Source organism: Aminobacter sp. J44 (genome assembly GCF_007829415.1).
GTDB lineage: Bacteria > Pseudomonadota > Alphaproteobacteria > Rhizobiales > Rhizobiaceae > Aerobium.
In genome coordinates this window covers 56111-77602 of record NZ_VLJG01000008.1, presented here as the reverse complement: position 1 = coordinate 77602, position 21492 = coordinate 56111, and the positions used below count along the sequence as shown (strand labels likewise).

At 64.0% G+C, this 21492-nt stretch carries 19 protein-coding genes; 12 read left to right on the top strand and 7 right to left on the bottom strand.

The annotated features are described in order from the left end of the window. Positions 1-4 precede the first annotated feature (4 nt). From ftsZ to L610_RS04555, 7 genes are all read left to right on the top strand, one after another. Positions 5-1744, top strand: a complete 1740-nt coding sequence (gene ftsZ / locus L610_RS04585; RefSeq protein WP_024846590.1) for a cell division protein FtsZ — start codon at positions 5-7, stop codon at positions 1742-1744. Positions 1745-2024: 280 nt separating this feature from the next. Then, positions 2025-2975: a UDP-3-O-acyl-N-acetylglucosamine deacetylase gene (lpxC, locus tag L610_RS04580; RefSeq protein WP_144702871.1), complete on the top strand. Its 951-nt coding sequence runs from the start codon at positions 2025-2027 to the stop codon at positions 2973-2975. Positions 2976-3116: 141 nt separating this feature from the next. Next, positions 3117-3989, top strand: coding sequence for an outer membrane protein assembly factor BamD (locus L610_RS04575; protein ID WP_034329132.1), 873 nt, complete (start codon positions 3117-3119; stop codon positions 3987-3989). A gap of 104 nt (positions 3990-4093) precedes the next feature. Next, positions 4094-5770 carry a DNA repair protein RecN gene (recN, locus tag L610_RS04570; protein ID WP_144702868.1) on the top strand — a complete coding sequence of 559 codons (1677 nt, stop codon included), beginning with the start codon at positions 4094-4096 and terminating at the stop codon, positions 5768-5770. Between the two features lie 68 nt (positions 5771-5838). Next, the gene (ligA, locus tag L610_RS04565) at positions 5839-7995 is read left to right on the top strand and encodes an NAD-dependent DNA ligase LigA (protein ID WP_371712951.1); all 2157 of its coding nucleotides are present in this window, start codon (positions 5839-5841) and stop codon (positions 7993-7995) included. Between the two features lie 107 nt (positions 7996-8102). Then, positions 8103-8810: an AzlC family ABC transporter permease gene (locus L610_RS04560; protein ID WP_144702865.1), complete on the top strand. Its 708-nt coding sequence runs from the start codon at positions 8103-8105 to the stop codon at positions 8808-8810. Beyond that, on the top strand, positions 8807-9100 hold the full coding sequence (locus L610_RS04555; RefSeq protein WP_024846584.1) for an AzlD family protein: 294 nt from the start codon (positions 8807-8809) through the stop codon (positions 9098-9100). Before L610_RS04560 ends, L610_RS04555 begins: the two co-directional genes overlap by 4 nt. A gap of 5 nt (positions 9101-9105) precedes the next feature. Here L610_RS04555 and L610_RS04550 read toward each other — a convergent pair whose 3' ends face one another. Then, on the bottom strand, positions 9106-10917 hold the full coding sequence (locus L610_RS04550) for an aminopeptidase P family protein (RefSeq protein WP_186441331.1): 1812 nt from the start codon (positions 10915-10917) through the stop codon (positions 9106-9108). A 203-nt stretch (positions 10918-11120) separates the two neighbouring features. Between L610_RS04550 and L610_RS04545 the strand changes: the two genes are divergently transcribed. Beyond that, positions 11121-11300, top strand: coding sequence for a hypothetical protein (locus L610_RS04545; RefSeq protein ID WP_024846582.1), 180 nt, complete (start codon positions 11121-11123; stop codon positions 11298-11300). A gap of 150 nt (positions 11301-11450) precedes the next feature. On the opposite strand, the gene L610_RS04540 is transcribed toward L610_RS04545, so the two are convergent. From L610_RS04540 to L610_RS20145, 3 genes are read right to left on the bottom strand one after another with little or no spacing between them, the layout of a single operon-like run. Continuing rightward, positions 11451-12317 (bottom strand): 50S ribosomal protein L11 methyltransferase, encoded by an 867-nt coding sequence (locus tag L610_RS04540; protein WP_024846581.1) that lies wholly within the window; start codon positions 12315-12317, stop codon positions 11451-11453. A gap of 5 nt (positions 12318-12322) precedes the next feature. Continuing rightward, a complete protein-coding gene (locus tag L610_RS04535) occupies positions 12323-12898 on the bottom strand; it encodes an SCO family protein (protein WP_024846580.1) in 576 nt (191 codons plus the stop codon). A gap of 35 nt (positions 12899-12933) precedes the next feature. Then, positions 12934-13092, bottom strand: coding sequence for a hypothetical protein (locus tag L610_RS20145; protein WP_186441329.1), 159 nt, complete (start codon positions 13090-13092; stop codon positions 12934-12936). Between the two features lie 98 nt (positions 13093-13190). Here L610_RS20145 and L610_RS04530 point away from each other — a divergent pair, with 98 nt between their 5' ends. From L610_RS04530 to L610_RS04520, 3 genes are all read left to right on the top strand, one after another. Continuing rightward, on the top strand, positions 13191-13541 hold the full coding sequence (locus L610_RS04530; protein WP_144702859.1) for a cytochrome b/b6 domain-containing protein: 351 nt from the start codon (positions 13191-13193) through the stop codon (positions 13539-13541). A gap of 28 nt (positions 13542-13569) precedes the next feature. Then, a complete protein-coding gene (locus tag L610_RS04525; protein ID WP_144702857.1) occupies positions 13570-14199 on the top strand; it encodes a DapH/DapD/GlmU-related protein in 630 nt (209 codons plus the stop codon). A 183-nt stretch (positions 14200-14382) separates the two neighbouring features. Continuing rightward, entirely contained in the window at positions 14383-14748 is a 366-nt protein-coding gene (locus L610_RS04520; protein WP_024846577.1) for a hypothetical protein, read from the top strand. Positions 14749-15509: 761 nt separating this feature from the next. Here the strand turns inward: L610_RS04520 and L610_RS04515 are convergent. The 3 genes from L610_RS04515 to L610_RS04505 all read right to left on the bottom strand — a co-directional run bounded on the left by L610_RS04515 (position 15510) and on the right by L610_RS04505 (position 19905). Continuing rightward, positions 15510-18104, bottom strand: a complete 2595-nt coding sequence (locus tag L610_RS04515; RefSeq protein ID WP_144702847.1) for an ATP-dependent helicase — start codon at positions 18102-18104, stop codon at positions 15510-15512. Between the two features lie 75 nt (positions 18105-18179). Further along, on the bottom strand, positions 18180-19238 hold the full coding sequence (locus L610_RS04510; protein ID WP_144702844.1) for a serine/threonine protein kinase: 1059 nt from the start codon (positions 19236-19238) through the stop codon (positions 18180-18182). Between the two features lie 184 nt (positions 19239-19422). Continuing rightward, positions 19423-19905, bottom strand: coding sequence for a thioesterase family protein (locus L610_RS04505; RefSeq protein ID WP_024846574.1), 483 nt, complete (start codon positions 19903-19905; stop codon positions 19423-19425). 116 nt (positions 19906-20021) lie between these two features. Here L610_RS04505 and L610_RS04500 point away from each other — a divergent pair, with 116 nt between their 5' ends. Then, positions 20022-21437 (top strand): FAD-binding oxidoreductase, encoded by a 1416-nt coding sequence (locus L610_RS04500; RefSeq protein WP_024846573.1) that lies wholly within the window; start codon positions 20022-20024, stop codon positions 21435-21437. Positions 21438-21492: the final 55 nt, after the last annotated feature.

The following is a 21492-nucleotide window of genomic DNA, read 5'->3' as shown; positions in this document are numbered from 1 at the left end:
GACAATGACCATCAATCTGCAGAAGCCGGACATCACCGAGCTCAAGCCGCGCATCACCGTCTTCGGTGTTGGCGGCGGTGGCGGCAACGCCGTCAACAACATGATCACCGCCGGCCTGCGCGGCGTCGAGTTTGTTGTCGCCAACACCGACGCTCAGGCCCTCACCATGTCGAAGGCCGAGCGCCTCATCCAGCTCGGCGCGCATGTCACCGAGGGTCTCGGTGCCGGCTCGCAGCCTGAAGTCGGCCGTGCGGCGGCTGAGGAATGCCTCGACGAGATCATCGACCACCTGTCGAACACCCACATGTGCTTCGTCACCGCCGGCATGGGCGGCGGCACCGGCACCGGTGCGGCTCCGGTCGTTGCCCGCGCTGCTCGCGAGAAGGGCATCCTGACCGTCGGCGTCGTCACCAAGCCGTTCCACTTCGAAGGCGCCCGCCGCATGAAGACCGCGGACATGGGCATCGAGGAACTGCAGAAGAACGTCGACACGCTGATCGTCATTCCGAACCAGAACCTTTTCCGCATCGCCAACGACAAGACCACCTTCGCCGACGCATTCGCGATGGCCGACCAGGTGCTCTATTCGGGCGTTGCCTGCATCACCGACCTGATGGTCAAGGAAGGCCTCATCAACCTCGACTTCGCTGACGTCCGCTCGGTCATGCGCGAGATGGGCAAGGCGATGATGGGCACCGGCGAAGCTTCGGGTGAGGGCCGCGCGATGGCCGCTGCCGAGGCTGCGATCGCCAACCCGCTGCTCGACGAGACCTCGATGAAGGGCGCGAAGGGCCTGCTGATCTCGATCACCGGCGGCCGCGACCTGACCCTGTTCGAAGTCGACGAGGCTGCGACCCGCATCCGCGAGGAAGTCGACCCGGATGCCAACATCATCCTCGGCGCGACCTTCGACGAGGAGCTCGAGGGCGTCATCCGCGTGTCGGTCGTCGCCACCGGCATCGACAAGTCGGCAGCCGAGATCAACACGCCGCCGATCATGGTTCGCCAGCAGCCGGTGCAGCGCCCGGTCGCTCAGGTCCAGCAGCAGCGTCCGGTCGAGGTTCGCACCTCTCCTGTCGCTCCGGCACCGGCTCCGGTCGCCGAGGCTGCTCCGCGCGCCGCAGATCCGGTCACCGAGGCAATCCGCGTCGCCGAGGCCAATGCCGAGCTCGCCGCTGCCGCCGCTCCGGCAGCCCCGGTTGCTGCTCCGGCTCCGGTCCAGCAACCGACCCAGGAGTTCCGTCCGTCGAGCAACCTGTTCAAGCAGCCGCCGGTCGAGCAGCCGGTCGCAGTCGCCCCGGTTGCTCCCGCAGCACCGGTCGCCGCTCCGCAGCCGTCTCCGGCCCGCGTCGAGGCTCCGGCTCCGCAGGTGGAAGTCGCCCAGCCGCGCATGCCGCGCGTCGAGGACTTCCCGCCGGTCGCACGTGCCGAGATCGAGGCTGCCCGCGCTCCGCAGCCGCAGGCTGACCACGAGGACCGCGGTCCGATGGGTCTGCTGAAGCGCCTGACCGCCGGCCTGTCGTCGCGCCGCGAGGAAGAGCCTGCCCGCTTGCAGCCGGCACAGCCGCGCGAGCCGCGCCTGCGCCAGCCGGCTCCGGAAGCTAACCGCCGCGCCGACGCCCAGCTCTATGCGCCGCGTCGTGGCCAGCTCGATGACCAGGGCCGCATGTCGGTTCAGCCGCGCGTGCACCAGGAAGAGGATCAGCTGGACATCCCAGCATTCCTCCGCCGCCAGGCAAACTGATCACGATCTACGGATTGAAGGAAGAAAGGCGGGTGCTCAGGCACCCGCCTTTTGTTTATACGCGGCAGCGGCAATTGCCGGCAAGCGCCCGTATTTCCACGCGATTACCGCCGTTAACGTTTTGTTATCGAGCGTAACAGCGGGAAAGAAACAGTGATTTGGTTCGCGGAGGTGCGATAGCTATTTTCCGCAGCATCCGCTGACGGTGAGCGCATGGGGATGAGGGCTCAATCGTCGTTTAGCAGCGCCAGGCTGGCGCAGCGGCATTTCGGGGCGAAAAATGGGGATCGAGTTGTACGACTACCAGACGACGCTCAAGTCGCGCGTATCACTATCCGGCGTTGGTGTTCACAGCGGCAAGCCAGTTACGGTTCATTTCATTCCGGCCGATCCGGATACCGGCGTGGTGTTTTCCCGCGTCGATGAGACGGGCAAGTCGACCGAGATTCGCGCCCTCTTCAGCGAAGTGGGCAATACCGACCTGTGCACGGTGCTTGGTGATATTCAGGGCCCGTACGTTGCGACCGTCGAGCACCTGATGGCGGGCGTTACCTTCGCCGGCCTCGACAACGTGCTGATCGAGATCGACGGTAACGAGGTGCCGATTCTGGATGGCAGCGCGGCACCTTTCGTCGAGGCGATCGAGCAGGCCGGGCTGCAGACGCAGCAGGTGCGTCGCCGCTACATCCGTATCCTGAAGCCCGTGCGGATCGAAAACGGTGCCTCTTGGGCAGAATTCCGCCCGCACGACCGCACTCGCTTCGAGATCGAGATCGACTTCGAGACGCCGGCCATCGGTCGCCAGTTCTTCGCGCTGGATGTCACGCCGGATTCGTTTCGCACCGAAGTGTCGCGGGCGCGCACTTTCGGCTTCATGAAGGACGTCGAGCGTCTTTGGGCCGCTGGCTACGCTCTCGGCTCGTCGCTTGAGAACTCCGTCGTGATCGGCGAGGACCACCGCGTCGTGAACATGGAAGGCCTGCGCTATCCGAATGAGTTCGTCCGCCACAAGATGCTGGACGCCATGGGCGACCTGTCGCTCGCGGGCGCGTGCTTCATTGGCTGCTTCCGTTCCTATCGCGGCGGCCACAAGCTCAACGCCAACGCGCTGAAGGCGCTGCTCAGCGACCGCTCTGCCTACGAGATCGTTGAAGCTCGCCGGCCTGCCATCGGACGCCAGGCAGAGATGATCGCGGTTAACGGGCCTGCATTCGCGCCCTGGATGATCTGAAACGCGTGTTCTTCCCCAGTCCTTTCCACCCCAGCGCCACAAAAAAGCGCCATTGGGTCGTGACAACGTTGCCGAGTGACGGCGGTTCGACTAAGACTGCCGCGACGTACGATTAGCCACGCCAGAGGGGCGAGACCCGTCATGAGTGAATTCAATACAGCTGTAACCGCCTCGCCGCGCCGTCGACTGGCATTGGCAGTAGCGGCGGCTGTTCTGCCTTTGATGGTTTCGGCCTGCGCGTCGGACAAGAATATTGACCTTGCCTCCTACGCGGAGACCGTCGAGCCGGCCAACGAGCTGTACAATCAGGGCCTAGCGAATCTCGATGCCGGCCGGATGGGCGAGGCAGCGAAGAAGTTCGAGGCGGTCGACCGCCAGCATCCTTATTCGGAGCCGGCCCGCAAGGCGCTGCTGATGAGCGCGTTCACCAATTACCGCTCCGCCAAGTACGAAGAAGCTATCACCGCTGGCCAGCGCTACGTGTCGCTTTATCCGACCAGCGAGGACGCTGCGTACGCGCAGTACCTGATCGGCCTTTCATATTTCCGCCAGATCCGCGACGTCACGCAGGACCAGAAGGAAGCCCGCCGCACGGCCGAGGCCATGCGCGAGCTGATCGAACGCTGGCCTGAGTCTGAATATGTTGACGACGCGCACGCCAAGATCCGTTATGCCCGCGACCAGCTCGCCGGCAAGGAAATGCAGGTCGGCCGCTACTATCTCGAGCGCCGCGAATATGTCGGCGCCATCAAGCGCTTCCGCAACGTGGTCGAGATGTATTCCGACACGCGCCATGTCGAGGAGGCGCTGGCTCGCCTAGCCGAAACCTATCTCGCAATGGGCCTTGCTTCGGAAGCACAGGCTGCGGCAGCGGTGCTCGGCCACAACTATCCGGACAGCCAGTGGTACAAGGACACCTACAAGCTGCTGCAGTCCGGCGGCCTCGAGCCGCGCGAGAACAAGGGCTCCTGGCTGAGCGGCGTTGGCAAGCTGCTCGGCGCCAAGGAAAGCTGATCTTTCCGCGGGCGGGGTAACTTGCCTGCGGGAGGGTCTTCACCTTTTGTTCGCGTCGTGGTCTTCTCCGGGAATCGGTACTCCATTTTCGGTCTCAGCTCCTGATGCTCGCCCATCTGTCGATCCGCGACATTGTTCTGATTGAACGGCTCGACCTCGATTTTGCGTCGGGCCTGTCAGTGCTGACCGGTGAAACGGGCGCCGGCAAGTCGATCCTCCTCGATTCGCTCTCCCTCGCACTTGGTGCGCGCGGCGACGCCTCGCTGGTGCGTCATGGCGCGACGCAAGGCAGCGTGACTGCAATATTCAATGTACCGATCAACCATCCGGCACGCGAAGCCGTACGGGAAAACGGCCTTGACGACGATGGCGGCGACCTCATCCTTCGCCGCATTCAGTCGGCGGACGGGCGCAGCCGTGTCTTCATCAACGACCAGCCTGCCAGCGTGACGCTCTTGCGCAGCATTGGCCGCATGCTAGTCGAGATCCACGGCCAGCACGACGACCGTGCGCTGGTGGACGCCTCCGCACACCGTGAATTGCTCGATGCGTTCGGTGGCCATGTCGGTCAGGCGCAGTCGCTGGCACGCATGTGGCAGGCATGGCGTGACGCAGAACATGCGCTGTCGCGCCACCGCGCCAGGGTCGAGGCAGCGGCGCGCGAAGCGGACTATCTGCGCTCTTGCGTTGACGAGCTGTCAAAACTTGCGCCGCAACCGGGCGAGGAGTCGGAGCTCGCCGAAAAGCGCGCGCATATGATGCGCGCGGAAAAGATTGCGACCGATATCACCGACGCGCAGGACGTGCTGTCCGGTCCGAGCTCAGCCGTGCCGCAGCTTGCCAGCCTGCTGCGGAGACTTCAGCGAAAGGCGGCTGAGGCGCCGGGCCTGCTCGATGACATCATCAAGTCTCTCGACGAGGCGCTGATTTCGCTCGATGCGACGCAGGAGGCGGTCGACGCCGCGCTGCGCGCCAGCGAGTTTGATCCGAAGGCGCTGGAAGATGCGGAAGAACGCCTGTTCGCGCTTCGCGCCGCGGCCCGCAAGCACTCGGTGCAGGTCGATGACCTCGCCGCTCTGCGCGACAAGATGGTGGCCGACCTCACCGATCTCGACGCGGGCGAGGAGCGCCTTGCCCATCTCGAACAGGAAGCGGTTGCGGCACGCGCGGCCTATGACGAGGCAGCACTCCATCTTTCGGAACTGCGCAAGGGCACGGCCTCGCAGCTGGCGAAGGCGGTGATGAAGGAACTGCCGGCGCTCAAGCTTGAGCGCGCCGAGTTCATCGTCGAAATTTCCTCCAACCCGGAAGACCGCTCGGAGAGCGGCATCGACCAGGTCGAGTTCTGGGTCCGGACCAATCCGGGAACGCGTCCGGGGCCGATCATGAAGGTGGCGTCGGGCGGCGAGCTTTCGCGCTTCCTGCTGGCACTCAAGGTGGCGCTTGCCGATCGGGGCTCGGCACCGACGCTCGTCTTCGACGAAATCGACACGGGCGTAGGCGGCGCGGTGGCGGATGCGATCGGCCAGCGGCTGGCAAGGCTTGCCGAGCGCATTCAGGTGTTGTCGGTGACCCATGCGCCGCAGGTCGCGGCACGCGCGCATTCGCACTACCTGATCGCCAAGTCGGGCGGCAGCGACAAGGTCGCGACCGGCGTGGAGACGCTCGCCCGCGAGGCGCGGCAGGAAGAGATCGCCCGCATGCTGGCCGGCGCGACCATTACAGACGAAGCGCGTGCGGCTGCTGACAGACTCTTACGGGAGAACGCGGCGGTCAACTGATCCGAGGGCTTGAGCCCTGCGGCCGCAACGCTACTTTAGCGCACCTAGTTGCAGCCGGATTCGCGCCCATGTCCATTACCCGCAAGCCCGTCGAAGAACTCACGCCGCAGGAGGCCGCTGAGGAACTCGCCGCGCTCGCGGCCGAGATTGCCGAGCACGACCGTCGCTATTACGCGGAAGACGCGCCGACCATCTCCGACGCGGACTATGACGAGCTGCGCCTGCGCAATGCAGCGATCGAGGCGGCATTCCCCGAGCTGATCCGCTCGGATTCGCCCTCGCGGGCTGTGGGAACGGCGCCGACCGGTACCTTTGGTCAGGTGCGCCACTCCCGGCCGATGTTGTCGCTCGACAACGTCTTCAGTGATGCTGACGCACGCGACTTTGTTGCTTCTGTGCGCCGCTTCCTGTCGCTCTCGAGCGGCGAGGAGCTGGTCTTCACCGCCGAGCCGAAGATCGACGGCCTGTCGATGTCGTTGCGCTACGAGCGCGGCGAGCTGGTGACGGCCGCAACGCGCGGCGACGGCGAGACCGGCGAGAACGTGACCGCGAATGTTCGCACGATCGACGAGATCCCGCAGAAGCTGCCGGCTGATGCGCCGGAAATCGTCGAGGTGCGCGGCGAGGTCTATATGCGCCGCGACGATTTTCTTGCGCTTAACGAGAAGGCGGCGGCAGAGCAGGGCCGTACCTTCGCCAATCCGCGCAACTTCGCGGCTGGCAGTCTGCGCCAGAAGGACCCGGAGGTCACCCGCAGGCGGCCGTTGAAATTCTTCGCCTATGCCTGGGGCGAGACGAGCGAGCCGCTGGCGGCCACCCAGTACGAAGCAGTCCAGCGGATCGGCTCGTGGGGCTTCAAGATCAACGAGCTGACCAAGATCTGCCGCTCGGCTGACGAGATGCTGGAGCACTACCGGGCGATCGAGGCGCAGCGCGCCGAGCTGCCCTATGACATCGACGGCGTTGTCTACAAGGTGAACCGCCTCGACCTGCAGGAACGGCTCGGCTTCCGCTCGCGCAGCCCGCGCTGGGCGACCGCCCACAAGTTCCCGGCGGAGAAGGCGACGACCGTTCTCAAAGGAATCGACATCCAGGTCGGCCGCACCGGCGCGATGACGCCAGTGGCGCGGCTGGAGCCGGTGACGGTTGGCGGCGTCGTCGTCACCAACGCGACGTTGCACAACGAAGACTACATCCGCGGCATCGGCAATGACGGCAATCCGATCCGCGAGGGCAGGGACATTCGCGTCGGCGACACGGTGATCGTCCAGCGCGCCGGCGACGTGATCCCGCAGATCCTCGACATCGTGCCTGAGAAGCGGCCCGCTGATTCCGCTCCGTACCAGTTCCCGCACGCCTGTCCGGTCTGCGGCAGTCATGCTGTGCGCGAGGAGGGCGAGGCGGTCTGGCGCTGCACCGGCGGCCTGATCTGCTCGGCGCAGGCGATGGAGCGCATCCGCCACTTCGTCTCGCGCAACGCCTTCGACATCGAGGGGCTGGGCGAAAAACAGATCGAGTTCTTCTTCTCGCAGGAAGACCCGTCGCTGTGCATCCGCACGCCCGCCGACATCTTCACGCTCAAGCAGCGGCAGGAAGGCGCCCTGACGAAGCTCGAAAACTTCGACGGCTTCGGAACCGTCTCGGTGCGCAAACTCTATGCGGCGATTGATGACCGCCGCCAGGTGTCGCTGTCGCGCTTCCTGTTCGCACTTGGCATCCGCCACGTCGGCGAGACCAACGCGAAGCGTCTCGCGCGCCACTTCCTGTCATTCAACGCGTTGCGCGAGACCGTGACCAGCGCCGAGCCGCCGGCGGCCAAGGGCCTGCCTGGCAACGCGCAGTGGCAGTCGCTGGTCAACGACATCGACGGCATCGGCACGGTTGTTGCGCAGGCGCTCGTCGACTTCTTCGCGGAGGAGCACAACGTCCAGGCGCTCGACGCCCTGCTGGCGCAGGTGACCCCTCTCGATGAAGAGCCTGTCGGCGAGATCTCCTCGCCAGTCGCCGGCAAAACGGTCGTCTTTACCGGCACTCTCGAACGCATGTCGCGCGACGAGGCCAAGGCGATGGCCGAACGGCTCGGCGCCAAGGTTTCTGGCTCGGTGTCGAAGAAGACCGACCTGGTCGTCGCCGGCCCCGGCGCGGGCTCCAAGCTGAAGCAGGCGACTGAGCTCGGCATCGAGGTGATTGACGAGGACCAGTGGTTCGAGCTGGTTGGCCAATAATCCTGATGATTGGCTCAACCGAATTTATGTGACTTGGCAATCCGGCTGACCTACATCCACGCTTCGAGCCCGACGTAAGGGCAAGTACAACGGCAGAACAAAACCGGATGACTTCCAGAAGCGTGCAAGAATTCTTCGAGGGCGTAAAGAGCTCCGCCCCGGTCGTTATTGCTTCGGCGCCGTTCGGTATTCTGTTCGGCGTCGTGGCCGTGCAGAACGGCCTTAGCATCGGCGAGGCGGCTCTGATGAGCGCGACGGTATTTGCTGGCGCAAGTCAGCTGGTCGGGCTGGAACTCTTCGGCCAGTCGATCCCGGCGTGGATCGTCGTGCTGTCGATCTTCGCCGTCAATTTCCGGCACGTGCTCTATTCTGCCGCGCTGTCGCGGCACGTGATGCACTGGACGCCGGTCAAGCGGACGATGGGTTTCTTCTTCCTGACAGACCCGCAATTTGGCGAGGCCGAGCGACGGTCGAACGGCGAGGGCAAGGGTCTGACCTTCTCCTGGTATCTCGGCATGGCGCTGCCGATCTACGTCTTCTGGACCGCAGAGGGCGCGGTTGGCGCGGCGTTCGGCAACCTGATTCCCGATCCGCACAAGATCGGCCTCGATTTCCTGTTGCCGATCTACTTCCTCGGCTTGGTGATGGACTTTCGCGACCGGCCGCTGTGGCTTCCGATTGTCGCCATGAGCAGCGTCGCGTCGGTTATCGCCTACAATACCGTCGGCTCGCCCTGGCACGTCTCCATCGGTGCGATAGCGGGCGTGTTGCTCGCGGCGGCGATCGTACCGGTGAGGAAAGGCGTCAGCCAATGACCGCGACCTTCTGGATCATCATTGCCGGTGCGGTCGTTACCTACCTCACGCGCGTCGGCGGCCACCTGGTGCTGTCGCGCTTCGAGAGGATTCATCCGCGTGTGGAGGCGGGGCTGAACGCCGTGCCGGCGGCGGTTTTGACGACATTGGTCGCGCCCGCGGCGACCACGGGCGGCGTGGCAGAATGGGCAGCGCTAGCGGTCGCCGGGTTTGTTGCCCTGCGGGGCAATCTCATCGTGATGGTGGCAAGCGGCGCAGCAGTGCTGATCCTGCTGCGCAATACGCTCTAGAGCTATCAAAGCGGCGCTGCGGCCTTTTCGAGCCAGGCCAGCGTCTCTCCGTCAAGCATCGGCCCGATCTCCTGCAGCACGCGTGCATGATAGGCGTCGAGCCACGCGCGCTCGGCTGGATCAAGCATGTCGGCAACGATGAGCCTGCGGTCGAACGGCGCAAGCGTCAGCGTCTCGAAGCTGTGCATCGGAATGTCACCGCCCGGGATCGGCGCGGCTTCCTCGACGACGATCAGGTTTTCGAGGCGAATGCCGTAAGCGCCTTCCTTGTAGTAGCCGGGTTCGTTGGAAATGATCATCCCCGGCAGCAGCCTTTCCGCGCCGGTCTTGGCTATACGCTGCGGCCCCTCGTGCACCGACAGGAACGAGCCGACGCCATGGCCGGTGCCGTGGGCATAATCGAGGCCGTGGGCCCAGAGCGCGCGGCGGGCGATTGCGTCGATGTCCATGCCACGGGTGCCCGCCGGGAAGCGCAGCAGCGAGATCTGGATCAGGCCCTTGAGCACCAGCGTGTAGCGCTCGCACATTTTGCGCGTCGGCGTACCGACAGCGACCGTGCGGGTGATATCGGTGGTACCGTCCTGGTACTGGCCGCCGGAGTCAACGAGATAGAGTTCGCCGGCCTGCAGTTTGCGATTGGTGCCGGTGGTCACGCGATAGTGGATGATGGCGCCGTTGGGGCCGGCACCCGAGATCGTGTCGAACGAGATGTCGCGCAGCGGCATCTGCGTTTCCTCGCCGACCGCGACGCGGAACTGCTCAAGCGCCTGCACGGCCTGGATCTCGTCGATCGTGCCGGGCTCCTGCCGGTCGAGCCAGCAAAGGTACTTGGTCACCGCAGCGCCGTCGCGGCGATGCGCAGCTCGGCTGCCGGCAAGCTCCGCCTTGTTCTTGGTCGCACGCGGCAGGCGGGCGGGGTCGGGCAGGGCAAGTGTCGTGCCGCCGTTTTCCTCGACGATCATCCGCAGCTTCTCGGCCGCCAGCACCGGATCGAGCGCGACCGTGCCACCGAGGGCGGCGATGCGGGCAAGCTCCTCTTCGAGCTGCGAGGGCTCAAGCACGTCGGCAAGCTGGGTGAGATAGGCGTCCGTCTCGATCGTTAGCTTGTCGCGGCTGATGAACAGCTTTGGCAGCTCGTCGGTGCTGAGGATCGCGAAACCGTGCGCGAGCGGCGTATGGGCGACATCGCTGCCGCGGATGTTGAACACCCAGGCGAGCGACGACGGATCGGTCAGCACCGCGTGCGTTGCGCCCTTCTTTGCAAGCGATTCCGAAAGATCGGCGATCTTGTCCTTAGCGAGCACCCCGGCAAAGCCGTGTGGGTGGATCTCGATCTTGCCGGCCGGCGGAGCAGGGCGGTCCGCCCAAACGGCGTCGACAAGGTTCTCAACCGGGGTGAGCTCGATGCCGGCCTTCTCGAAGGCCTCGACCTCGGCGATCGTGTGCAGCCAGGGATCGAAACCGATCGTCAGCCCCTCACCATTGGCCTCCAGCCATTTTACCGGCGGGTTTTCAACGAGGCTTTCAATGCGGAACGTTCCCGGATCGACCTGAGCCTTCGCCTGAAGTGTGTAACGACCGTCGACGAACAGGATTGCCTTGTCCTTCAGGACCAGCGCCGCGCCGGCGGAACCGGTGAAGCCGGTGAGCCACTGCAGCCGCTCTGAGCAGGCGGCGACATATTCGCCCTGATGTTCGTCGGCGCGCGGAACAAGGAACCCGTCGAGCTTGTGTTCGGCGAGTTTGGCGCGTAGCAGCGCCACCCTCTCGATGCCCTGCGAGGGATTGGTGCGCACGTCGAATGACTGGAACATCATGCCGCTCTGTTGCTGGTTGTACTGCCAGCAGGTCTAGACCTCATGATGAAGCCTTGCAACGGTCGCTCCTTGTTGCGGCGCACAATCACTTCGCACATGCAAAAACTGCATGGTCGCCATGCGCTATCTGCACTGGTCCTTTGGGTCAGCAGACCTTACCTATGCGTCAACAAGATGTTGTCCCGAGCGCACAGGAGATAGGCATGGCTAAGGGTGGTTTCTTCCGGAATGCAGTCAACGCAATGGTGACGGCGCGCGAGAAGCAGGCCCGTCGCTATGTCGCCAGCGCTCTCCTGATGCTGGACGATGAGACCCTGAAGGCTGCTGGTCACAACCGCGCAGATCTCGAGCGCAGCAGCCGCGGTGCACCGTACATGTTCTGATAGCGTGGGGCGACGCCATCGGAACAACTAAAAGGCGGTCCTTCGGGCCGCCTTTTTAGTTTGCATAGGTTAGAGACTGACCTCTTTCACACCGTTTCCGACTGATACCCCGGAAACGGTCTTTTCTTTTCCACCCTTGCAGGAAGCGCTCTAGCGCTTGAGGTGAATGGTGACCCAGCCCTCGAGGTGCGTGGTGCGGATGTGGCGAAAGCCTTCGGCCACATAGGCGGCGATCACCGCGTCCCCCTGCGAGTCGAGAATTCCCGACAGAATTAGGGAACCGCCGTCGACCACGTTACGCGCCATCTCCGGGGCAAGCTGGATCAGCGGATTGGCGAGAATGTTGGCGATGATCAGGTCGAATGGGCCGCGCTCGGCGAAGATCGGATCGTCGAAGCCCGGCGCAGTCGCCGTGGTCACCCACTGCGACACGCCGTTGAGTGCGACGTTCTCGGTTGCGACCTCCGTTGCCACCGGATCGATGTCGGTGGCCAGCACCGGGACCAGGGCGAGCTTGGCAACGGCAATGGCAAGCACGGCGCTGCCGGTGCCGAGGTCGAGAACGTTCTTCGGCTGCTCGTCGGCAACGACCGAAGCGATCATCTCAAGGCAGCCCGCCGTCGTGCCGTGGTGGCCGGTCCCGAATGCCTGGCCGGCCTCGATCTCGATCGCAATGTCACCCTCACGCACCTCGTCGCGATCGTGGCGGCCGTGGACGAGGAAGCGTCCCGCGCGGACCGGCTTCAGCCCTTCCAGCGACTTCGCCACCCAGTCGACATCAGGCAGTTCCTCGCGCTGGATCTCCAGCGCCTCGCCGGTCAGGCTGCGGATGCGCGCCTCGATGTCGTCGATCTCATCGTTGTCGGCGTAGACGGAGATCTCGTCGATGCCGTTGTCCTCGTCGAGCTCGACCGAGGCGAGGGGATAGCCGTCATCCTCGAAATGCGTCTCCATCGCAGCGAACAGGTCGGTGGAGAGAGGGCGCTTGGCGACGAAATAGAGACGGGTCTGGGTCATGCAGTTCAACCTTTGGCCAGCCGCTTCAGCTTGGCTATGGCGTTGTCAGGATTCTCTCCATACGCAATGGTGCCGGCAAAGTCGCCATCGGAGTTGAGGAGAAGGATCGAGGCGGTGTGGTCCATCGTGTAGTCGCCGTTCTCGAGATCGACGCGCTTCGAGTAGATGCCAAACGACTTCGCCATCGCCATCACCTTCTCGGGCTCCCCGGAGATGCCTACGATACGGTCAGAAACGTTGGTGACGTAGCTGTGGACGATCTCGGGCGTGTCGCGCTCCGGGTCGATGCTGACGAAATAGGCCCGGATGTCCTTGCCCTCGTCGCCCAGTGTCTTCAGCCAGCCGTCGAGCTCGAACAGGGTCGTGGGGCAGACTTCCGGACAATGGGTGAAGCCGAAGAAGACGGCGCTCGGATGCCCCTTGAGGGCCTCTTGGGTGATCGGCTCGCCATTGCCCTGAACCAGTTCAAACGGCGCGCCAAAGGCCTTGGCAGTATGCTGTACGCGATACCAGTCGAACGTCATCCAGCCGACGGCAAGCGCCACGACGACGAGTATGCCGACAAGGATCGATCGCATCATGGAGAAGCCCCTTTATCAGGAATGGTGCCGGTGCGTCAGAAGCACCAGGACAGGCCGGAATCGACCAGCGCCATGAAGATCGCGGGCGCGTGCTCCATCCACCCTGCGAAGGCAACGCCCGCAAAGGCGGAAAGCGCAACCGCCAGGACCGCAAGCGCGGCAGGGCGGGCGAGGCTGGCTGTAAAACCGGTCATGGAACCTTGATACCGTCTCGCGCAGCGGGTTGAAAGATGCCATCTTGCCGCCCGCGGCTGGATCAACGTAACTGTGATCGCAACGGCAGGAGAGGGCGATGAGCGTACGCGACAGCACGCAGGGATATTCGGCGACGCAGATCATGCTGCACTGGACGGTGGCCCTTCTGGTCGCATTCCAGTTTTTCCTCAATCAAGGCATCGGCGACGCATTTCGCGCGGTCATGAGTGGCGAGGAACCGACGGCCGACGCGGTGGATGCTGCCAACATCCATGTGACGATGGGCCTGCTGATCCTGATGCTGGCGCTGTGGCGGATCGGGCTGCGGCTTACACTTGGCGCGCCGCCGGCGCCCACAACATCCTCAAGCTGTTGCTGCTCGCTGTGGTTGTTCTCCACATTGCCGGCGCGCTGGTGCAGCACTTCGTCTTCCGCTCGGACGTCCTGATGCGGATGCTGATGACCCGAGACTGATCATGTCCAAGGAAAAGGCGGGGGCGCCGCATGGCGACCCGCGCATTCATCCCACCGCGGAATTGAAATCCTGCAAGCTCGGCCGCCACGTCGTCATCGGCGAGCGCGTCGTGCTGCGCGAGGTGAAGGTCGGCGACTTCAGCTATTTCGAGCGCCACGGCGAGGCGATCTACACCACCATCGGAAAATTCTGCTCGATTGCCGCGAATGTGCGGATCAACGCGCTGGAGCACCCGATGGAGCGGGTGTCGACGCACAAGATCACCTACCGCCCGAATGAGTTCTTCAAATTCCAGGGCGTCGACCAGGAGTTTCGCGAGCGCCGCCGTGCGAAGCAGGTCACGATTGGCAACGACGTGTGGATCGGGCACGGCGCCGTCATCATGCCAGGCGTGACGGTCGGCGACGGAGCGGTGATCGGCGCGAACGCCGTGGTAACGAAGCCGGTGGGCGACTACGAGATCGTTGCGGGCGTCCCTGCACGGCGCATCCGCATGCGCTTCGATGATGACGTGGCCACGGCGCTCAAGGCGCTCGCCTGGTGGGACTGGCCGGAGGAAAAGCTGGCCGAAGCCATTCCCGACATGCAGGTGCTGTCGCCTATGGAATTCATCGAGAAATGGAACATCTGAGGCTGCTTCCTTGCTTGTATAAAATTTAAACTAAATTACGCGCATTAGTATTAATCGAATGTTTCGTGCGTGTACTTGAGTTACTCTGCAATTTTCGATTGTATTAATTTTCCGTTAGTGATTTTCTCTGGCTCGGAGATTAACCGCTGGGCAGAAGACTTCGATTACCAAGGGAGAAGTCTAATGCTGAAGCTGATTGCATTCGCTGCGCTATCCTCGACGCTGACCTTCGCCGCCGTTCCGGCCATGGCCGGAGGCTGGGGCAAGAGCGGAACTACCCAGTCGTCCTATGGCGGCTTCGTCAACATTTCGCCGTCGGTGCAGACGGGCAACATTGCCCTTCTGAGCGGGATCGGGCTGCTCAACAACGCCAACATCCTCAGCGGCAATGTTGTTTCCGGCATCGTAAAGGGCAACAACAACAATGTAGGCCATGGCAACGTCACCGGCAGCCAGAACGCGGTGGGCAACGGCATCATCGGCGGTGGTTCGTTCGGCAATTCCTGGAGCAAGGTCCAGTCCCAGTCCTCTGGTCGCCGCCGGCACTAACCGGTCGGGCGCAGGGTCCTGAGGCCACCCTCCAACCTCCTCCCGCTGAGGTCTTGCGCCCATCGGCGAGCGCCTCCCGATCCCCGCCCCCCGCTAACGGGAGGCGCTCAGGTCGAAGGGAATGGCGGGCCTTCCCGTCTCCCTTCGACCACCCTATGAACGGAACAACCGGCCTCGGGCCGGTTTTTTGTTGCCTGGACGTTGCGGAGAATTTCGGCTTCGGCGCCCCTTCCGCCGCGGGGGTAGTGTGACGGAAGGGGCCCGGAGGTAAACCGCATGGAGCGGAAGATACAGGCACCATTGCCTGCAGTTGTGAGACTACTAAAATACACGTAAAAGTCGAATTATTCTGTCTCACATTCTTAGCGTGTGGAAGGTTGTAGTAACGGAAGGCTGGTTCTCGTCGAAGCGCGGTGTCGGCGGCTGCGTCCAGTTCTGACCGTTCAGGCATGGATGCTCGGGTCAAGCCCGAGCATGACGATGAGAAAAGGTAGGGTTTTCCGGATATTGAGCGGGAGTGGAAGCCATGGGCGCCTAGGTGCTTCTGGCTGTGCTGCGGAAGCGCTCTGCCCTGTGGGGCGCTTACGTGCCCATCTTCGAAATCCCCGCCAAGCCCGCGAAGCGGGCCCGAGCAGGGGATCCAGGCCTGAACGATCACGCTGCAGTGCGGCGCAAGCGTCCGCGCCAAGCATCAACACGATGAGTGAAGGGGCATAGAGGCGCGCCCTCGCTTCAACTTGTGCGTGCCAGGCTCGCGGCGCTCACACCGCCGTCACGAATCCGTCGAGTACGCGCTTCTGGCCGGCCTTGTCGAAGTCGATCGTAAGCTTGTTGCCCTCGATCGCGGCGACGTTGCCATTGCCGAACTTTTGGTGGAACACCCTGTCGCCAACCTTGAACGGCGACTCCGTCGTCGTCACCGACTTGGCGACCAGCTCACCCTCGATTGTGCGACCCTTTACCGAGGTGCGGCCGGCGCCATAGCCGGAATCGACTTCGCCATAGCCGATGCGCTCGACCGCATGGCCCGAGCGCGAGCCCCAGTTGCGGTTGGTCGCCTCGTTGCGGTTCTGCTGGGCGCGCTGCCAGCCGGGCGTCGAGTAGCTGTTGTTGAACGAGCCCTGGCCGGCGTTGTCGAAGCGCGAGGCGCCATACGGATTGCGGCCGCCGATCTGGCTACCATAGCCCGTGCCGTAGCCGCCGTAGCTCGAGCTCGTTTCCGCAATCTCGATGTGCTGCTCGGGCAGCTCTTCCAGGAACCGTGACGGGATCGTCGACTGCCACAGGCCATGGATGCGGCGGTTCGAGGTGAACCAGATGTGCAGGTTCCGCTTGGCGCGCGTCAGGCCGACATAGGCGAGGCGGCGTTCTTCCTCGAGGCCGGAGCGTCCGCCCTCGTCGAGCGCGCGCTGGTGCGGGAAGAGGCCTTCCTCCCAGCCCGGTAGAAACACCGTGTCGAACTCGAGGCCCTTGGCCGAGTGGAGCGTCATGATGTTGACGGCGTCGAGCTCCTCATTCTGCTCGGCGTCCATGACGAGCGCGACGTGCTCGAGGAAGCTCCGCAGCGACTCGTACTCTTCCATCGAGCGAATGAGCTCTTTGAGGTTCTCGAGCCGCGTCGGCGCATCCGGCGACTTGTCGTTCTTCCACATGTCGGTGTAGCCGGATTCCTCCAGCACCGTCTCGGCAAGCTCGGTATGCGGCGTATTGTTGAGGAGGTCGCGCCAGCGGGCAAAGTTCGCCACCACCTCGCGCAGTGCCGCGCGCGGCTTCGGCTTCAGCTCGTCGCTTTCGGCAAGCCGGCCCGCGGCCTCCAGCATCGGCACGCCAAGGGCGCGGGCAGCATCGTGGACCTGCCGGATTGCAGCCTCGCCAAGACCGCGCTTCGGCACGTTGACGATGCGCTCGAAGGCGAGGTCGTCTCCGGGATTGGCGATTACGCGGAAATAGGCCATCGCATCGCGAATTTCCTGGCGCTCGTAGAAGCGAGGGCCGCCGATGACGCGGTAGTTGACCCCGAGCGTGACGAAGCGGTCTTCGAACTCGCGCATCTGGAACGAGGCGCGCACGAGGATCGCCATATCGTTGAGGTTGTGCTGCTTGCGCTGCAGCGCCTCGATCTCCTCGCCGACGGCGCGGGCTTCCTCTTCCGAGTCCCAGGCCGCATGAACCATCACCTTAGGATCGTCCGGGTTGGGCTTCTCGGTGAAGAGCGTCTTGCCGAGGCGGCCTTCATTGTGGGCGATGAGGTGCGATGCGGCGCCCAGAATGTGTGCGGTAGAGCGGTAATTGCGCTCAAGACGGATGACGGTCGCCCCCGGGAAATCGCGCTCGAAGCGCAGGATGTTGTCGACCTCCGCGCCGCGCCAGCCGTAGATCGACTGGTCGTCGTCGCCAACGCAGCAGATGTTGACGGTCGTGCGCTCTTCTCCGGCGATAAGCCGTTCGGCCTCGCGGCCGGTAGCCGGAGCGTCTGTCGGACGCATCTTGCTCGGCCGCTGAGCCAGCAGTCGCAGCCACATGTACTGCGCCGTGTTGGTGTCCTGGTACTCATCGACCAGGATGTAGCGGAACTTCTGGTGGTACTCGCGCAGGATGTCCGGGTTGCTGCGCAGGATACGGATCGGGTGGCAAAGCAGGTCGCCGAAGTCACAGGCGTTCAGCGTAGTCAGCCGCTCCTGATAGGCGCGGTAGAGCTCGCGGCCGCGCCCATTGCCGAATGCGCGCGCATCGCCTTCCGGAATTTCGTCGGGCGACAGGCCCTTGTTCTTCCAAGCGTCGATCATCTGGGCGAACTGGCGCGCGGGCCAGCGCTTATCGTCGAGGCCCTCGGCCTGGATGAGCTGCTTGATCAGCCGAATGACGTCGTCGGTGTCGAGGATGGTGAAGTCGGAGCGCAGCCCCGCCAGTTCCGCATGACGGCGGAGAATCTTGACGCCGATCGAGTGGAAGGTGCCGAGCCACGGCATCCCCTCGACCGCCTCGCCGACGAGCACGCCGATGCGCTGCTTCATTTCGCGCGCCGCCTTGTTGGTGAAGGTCACCGCAAGGATCTGCGACGGCCACGCCTTGCCGGTGGCAAGAATATGGGCGATGCGGGTCGTCAGTACGCGCGTCTTGCCGGTGCCCGCGCCGGCGAGCACCAGCACCGGACCTTCGGTCGTCTCGACCGCGAGTCGCTGTTCCGGGTTCAGGCCGGAGAGATAATCGGGTGCGCGGTTGCCGCCCTGGCGTGCGGCCATGGCACGCGCGGCAATGCCGCCCGCAGGTCCACCCGCAGGCGCAGACGCCGCAGCGGGGCGGGGCGGCAGATCGTCCTCATCAAAGAAGGGTATGTCGTCGGCGAAGCCTGGCATGTCGCTGGAATGTAGTGATTCTAAACGGAAAGGCCAGACTTTGTTCGCATCTTGTTCTGTGCGAACGCGGAAAGCCTACGCGTTGGTTGCCGTTTCGAGCCGGCTGATGCGCCGGTCGGTGAAGTTGAGCCTGCCGGCAATTATCGGCGACACGATGGCGGCGAGCGCCGGATCCCGTTCGATGATCGCGGTGAGGTCCGGGATCTGGTTCATCGCAACGAGGCTGAGAAGGTCATGGCGGACCTCGCCCTCGGCGGTGCGGGGCAGGGCAGCGACCTGCTGAACGAGGTCGGCGCGCGCGCCGTTTTCCAGATTGTCCTGCGAGGCGCGCAGCTGGGCGCTGATGTCGCCATCAGCCTCCACAAAGGCGTAGAGGCCGACGCCCTTGCGCGGCAGCGGGTAGAGGGTGAGCGCAACGTCGCGCACACCCGGCACCTTCTGCAGAGCGGCGGTGATGATCTCGCCCTCGTGCTGAAGGCGGTCGCCGGTACCTTCGCCGTCTGACCAGTTGAAGATGCCGCGGGTGATCAGGTTGTAGACCTTCTTGCCGGTCGCCATCCAGATGCGGCTCGGCAGCGAGCGGCGGGCGAGGATGCGCTTGCCGGTGGGCGTCATCAGATCCGGCGCGAAGGAGCGCATCTGCTTCAGCAGGTGGCGGAAGTCCTCATAGGCCATGAAGCGGTAGAGGGCGCCGCGGCGCCGGTGGCGCGAGGCGAGCTGGAAGTCGATGACCGATGCGCGGCCTTCCGGCGTCATCAGCCAGTTCTGCGGCTTTGCAAGGTCGTTGTGGGTGATGCCGGCGCGGCGCAGTTGCCGCAGCAGCCGGAATGCATCCTTGTAGAACTCGCGTGAGGAGGGGCGGGCGAGGTGCAGCGGCGCGCCTTCGGTCCAGGTGCGCTCGAGCCCATCCTTATCCGTATTGATCAGCTGCGGCGTGCCTTCAATTCCCTTTACCGCACGTAACGCGGCAATCTCGCGGCGCGCAAGAATCCAGGCGAGCGGACGCGTCCAGATCGGCGAGGCGGTCACGACACGGCGGATCACCACCTTGTCAGGTTCGCCGGCCAGATACCCCTTCTGCGTTTCCGAGAAAACGTCGCGCTTCAGAACCGCCTTTGCAATGAAATCCGTCATGTTTCGTCCTGTTGGTCGGCCGTCCCTACATGCCAGTTCCAGTCGAGACAAGCCTCGCGGCAAACCGGAGCGGGTGAGCGCCTGTACGGCACTGCGCCTTCACCACACGCCACTGCGCGCGGTGGCTCCTGCCATTTTACGCCGTTTCGGGTGCAAACGCGCTCCAAACCCTCCGCAGCGGTGGTCAGGCCTTGCGCTTGATGCCGATGGAGCGACCGGCGCGCTCCGGTCGCGGCAGAATGGAATGCTCGGCCCGCATCGCCTCGATGTTGGCGAGGATGTCCGGCGGCATCGGGCACACCTTCGGGCCGTTCATGTCGACGTGGAGCGTCAGGTTCTCGCAAGTCGCCGACAGCCAGCCGTCGACATGGCGCAGCTCCTGGTAAAAATGGAAGCGCTTTTCGTCGTAATCGAGAAGGTGCAGCGAGCAGGTAACCTTGTCGCTCAGATGCAGCTCGCGCACGTAACAGACGTGGATCTCCGCCGTGTAGGTCGTCAGGCGCCGCTCGCGCGCATAGTCAGGGCCCATACCCAAATGCGCGAAGGCTTCATCTGCGCCCTGGTCGAAAAGGACGTTGTAATAGGCCATGTTGAGGTGGCCGTTGTAGTCGATCCATTCCGGCTGGATCTCCAGGACGCGGGAGATGAACGGAGCTGCGACAGGCATTTTGGCTCGGCTCCTTTGCAGTTCTGGCGCTGGACAAGAAGATCGGGCTTTGCTCATAGCGGATAAAGGAAACATGGTGGTTACACAAGCTTAGCCGCCGCAGGGGAGAAGCGCTGATGGCTCTGGCCGATCTTCAGGCAGTCGAGAGAAATGAAACCGGCATCGCCGCTGTCGTCGAGATCTTGCGGCAGCGATTTGGCGACCGTTTCCAGACGGGCGAGGCGATCCGCGGGCAACACGCCCACACGACGACCTACATTCCCTCGCAGCTGCCTGACGGCGTTGTCTTCGCAAAGTCGACCGAAGATGTGCAGACGGTGGTGAGGGCATGCGCCGAGCACCGCGTGCCGGTGATCCCGTTCGGCACCGGCACCTCGCTTGAGGGCCACGTCAACGCGCCGGGCGGTGGCATCTGTATCGATCTTTCCGGAATGAACCGGATCATTTCCGTCAACGCCGAGGATCTCGACTGCACCATCGAGCCGGGCATCACCCGCGAGGAGCTGAACGCGTATCTGCGGGACACCGGCCTGTTCTTCCCGATCGATCCGGGCGCGAATGCGAGCCTTGGGGGCATGGCCTCGACGCGGGCATCCGGCACCAATGCGGTGCGCTATGGCACTATGCGGGAGAACGTGTTGTCGCTGACGGCTGTGATGGCCGACGGCCGCGTCATCAGGACAGGGCAGCGTGCCAAGAAGTCGTCTGCCGGTTACGACCTCACCCGTCTGCTCGTCGGGTCCGAAGGAACCCTCGGCGTCATCACCGGGCTGACGCTGAAACTCTACGGCATCCCGCAGGCAATCTCCGGCGGCGTCTGCCCGTTCCCCAGCGTGGAGGCTGCGTGCCAGGCAGTGATCGCGACGATCCAGATGGGCATACCCGTCGCGCGCATCGAACTCGTCAACACGCTCGGCATGAAGGCGCTGAACGGCTATGCCCAGCTGGGCTACCCGGATTCGCCCTGCCTGTTCGTCGAGTTCCACGGCTCGGAGGCTGGGGTGAAGGAGCAGGCCGAGATGTTCGGCGAGATCGTTGCCGAATATGGTGGAGGGCCGTTCCTGTGGACCTCGGCCGCTGAAGAGCGGACAAAGCTCTGGAAGGCGCGGCACGACGCCTACTGGGCGATGCTGTCGCTGCGCCCGGGCGCCAAGGCGCTTGCGACCGACGTCTGCGTGCCGATCTCGCGCCTTGCCGAGTGCATCCGCGAGACGGAAGAGGACATTGCCCGCTCCGGCCTGATCGCACCGATCGTCGGCCATGTCGGCGACGGCAATTTCCACGTCCAGGTGATGACCGACCCGTCGAGCCCGGAAGAGATTGCGGCGATGGAGGCCTTTGTCGCACGGCTCAACTTGCGCGCGATCGCCATGGACGGCACCTGCACCGGTGAGCATGGCGTGGGGCAGGGCAAGACGGCATTCCTGCGCCACGAGGTGGGCGATGGCGTCGACTTCATGCGCATGATCAAGCAGGCGCTCGACCCGCTCAACATCATGAATCCGGGGAAGACTCTGCCTCCTGCAGCCTGAGAGGCTTTTGCCACTTTATCGACACGCGATTGAGGGTAAAGTACTGCCGGCTTTG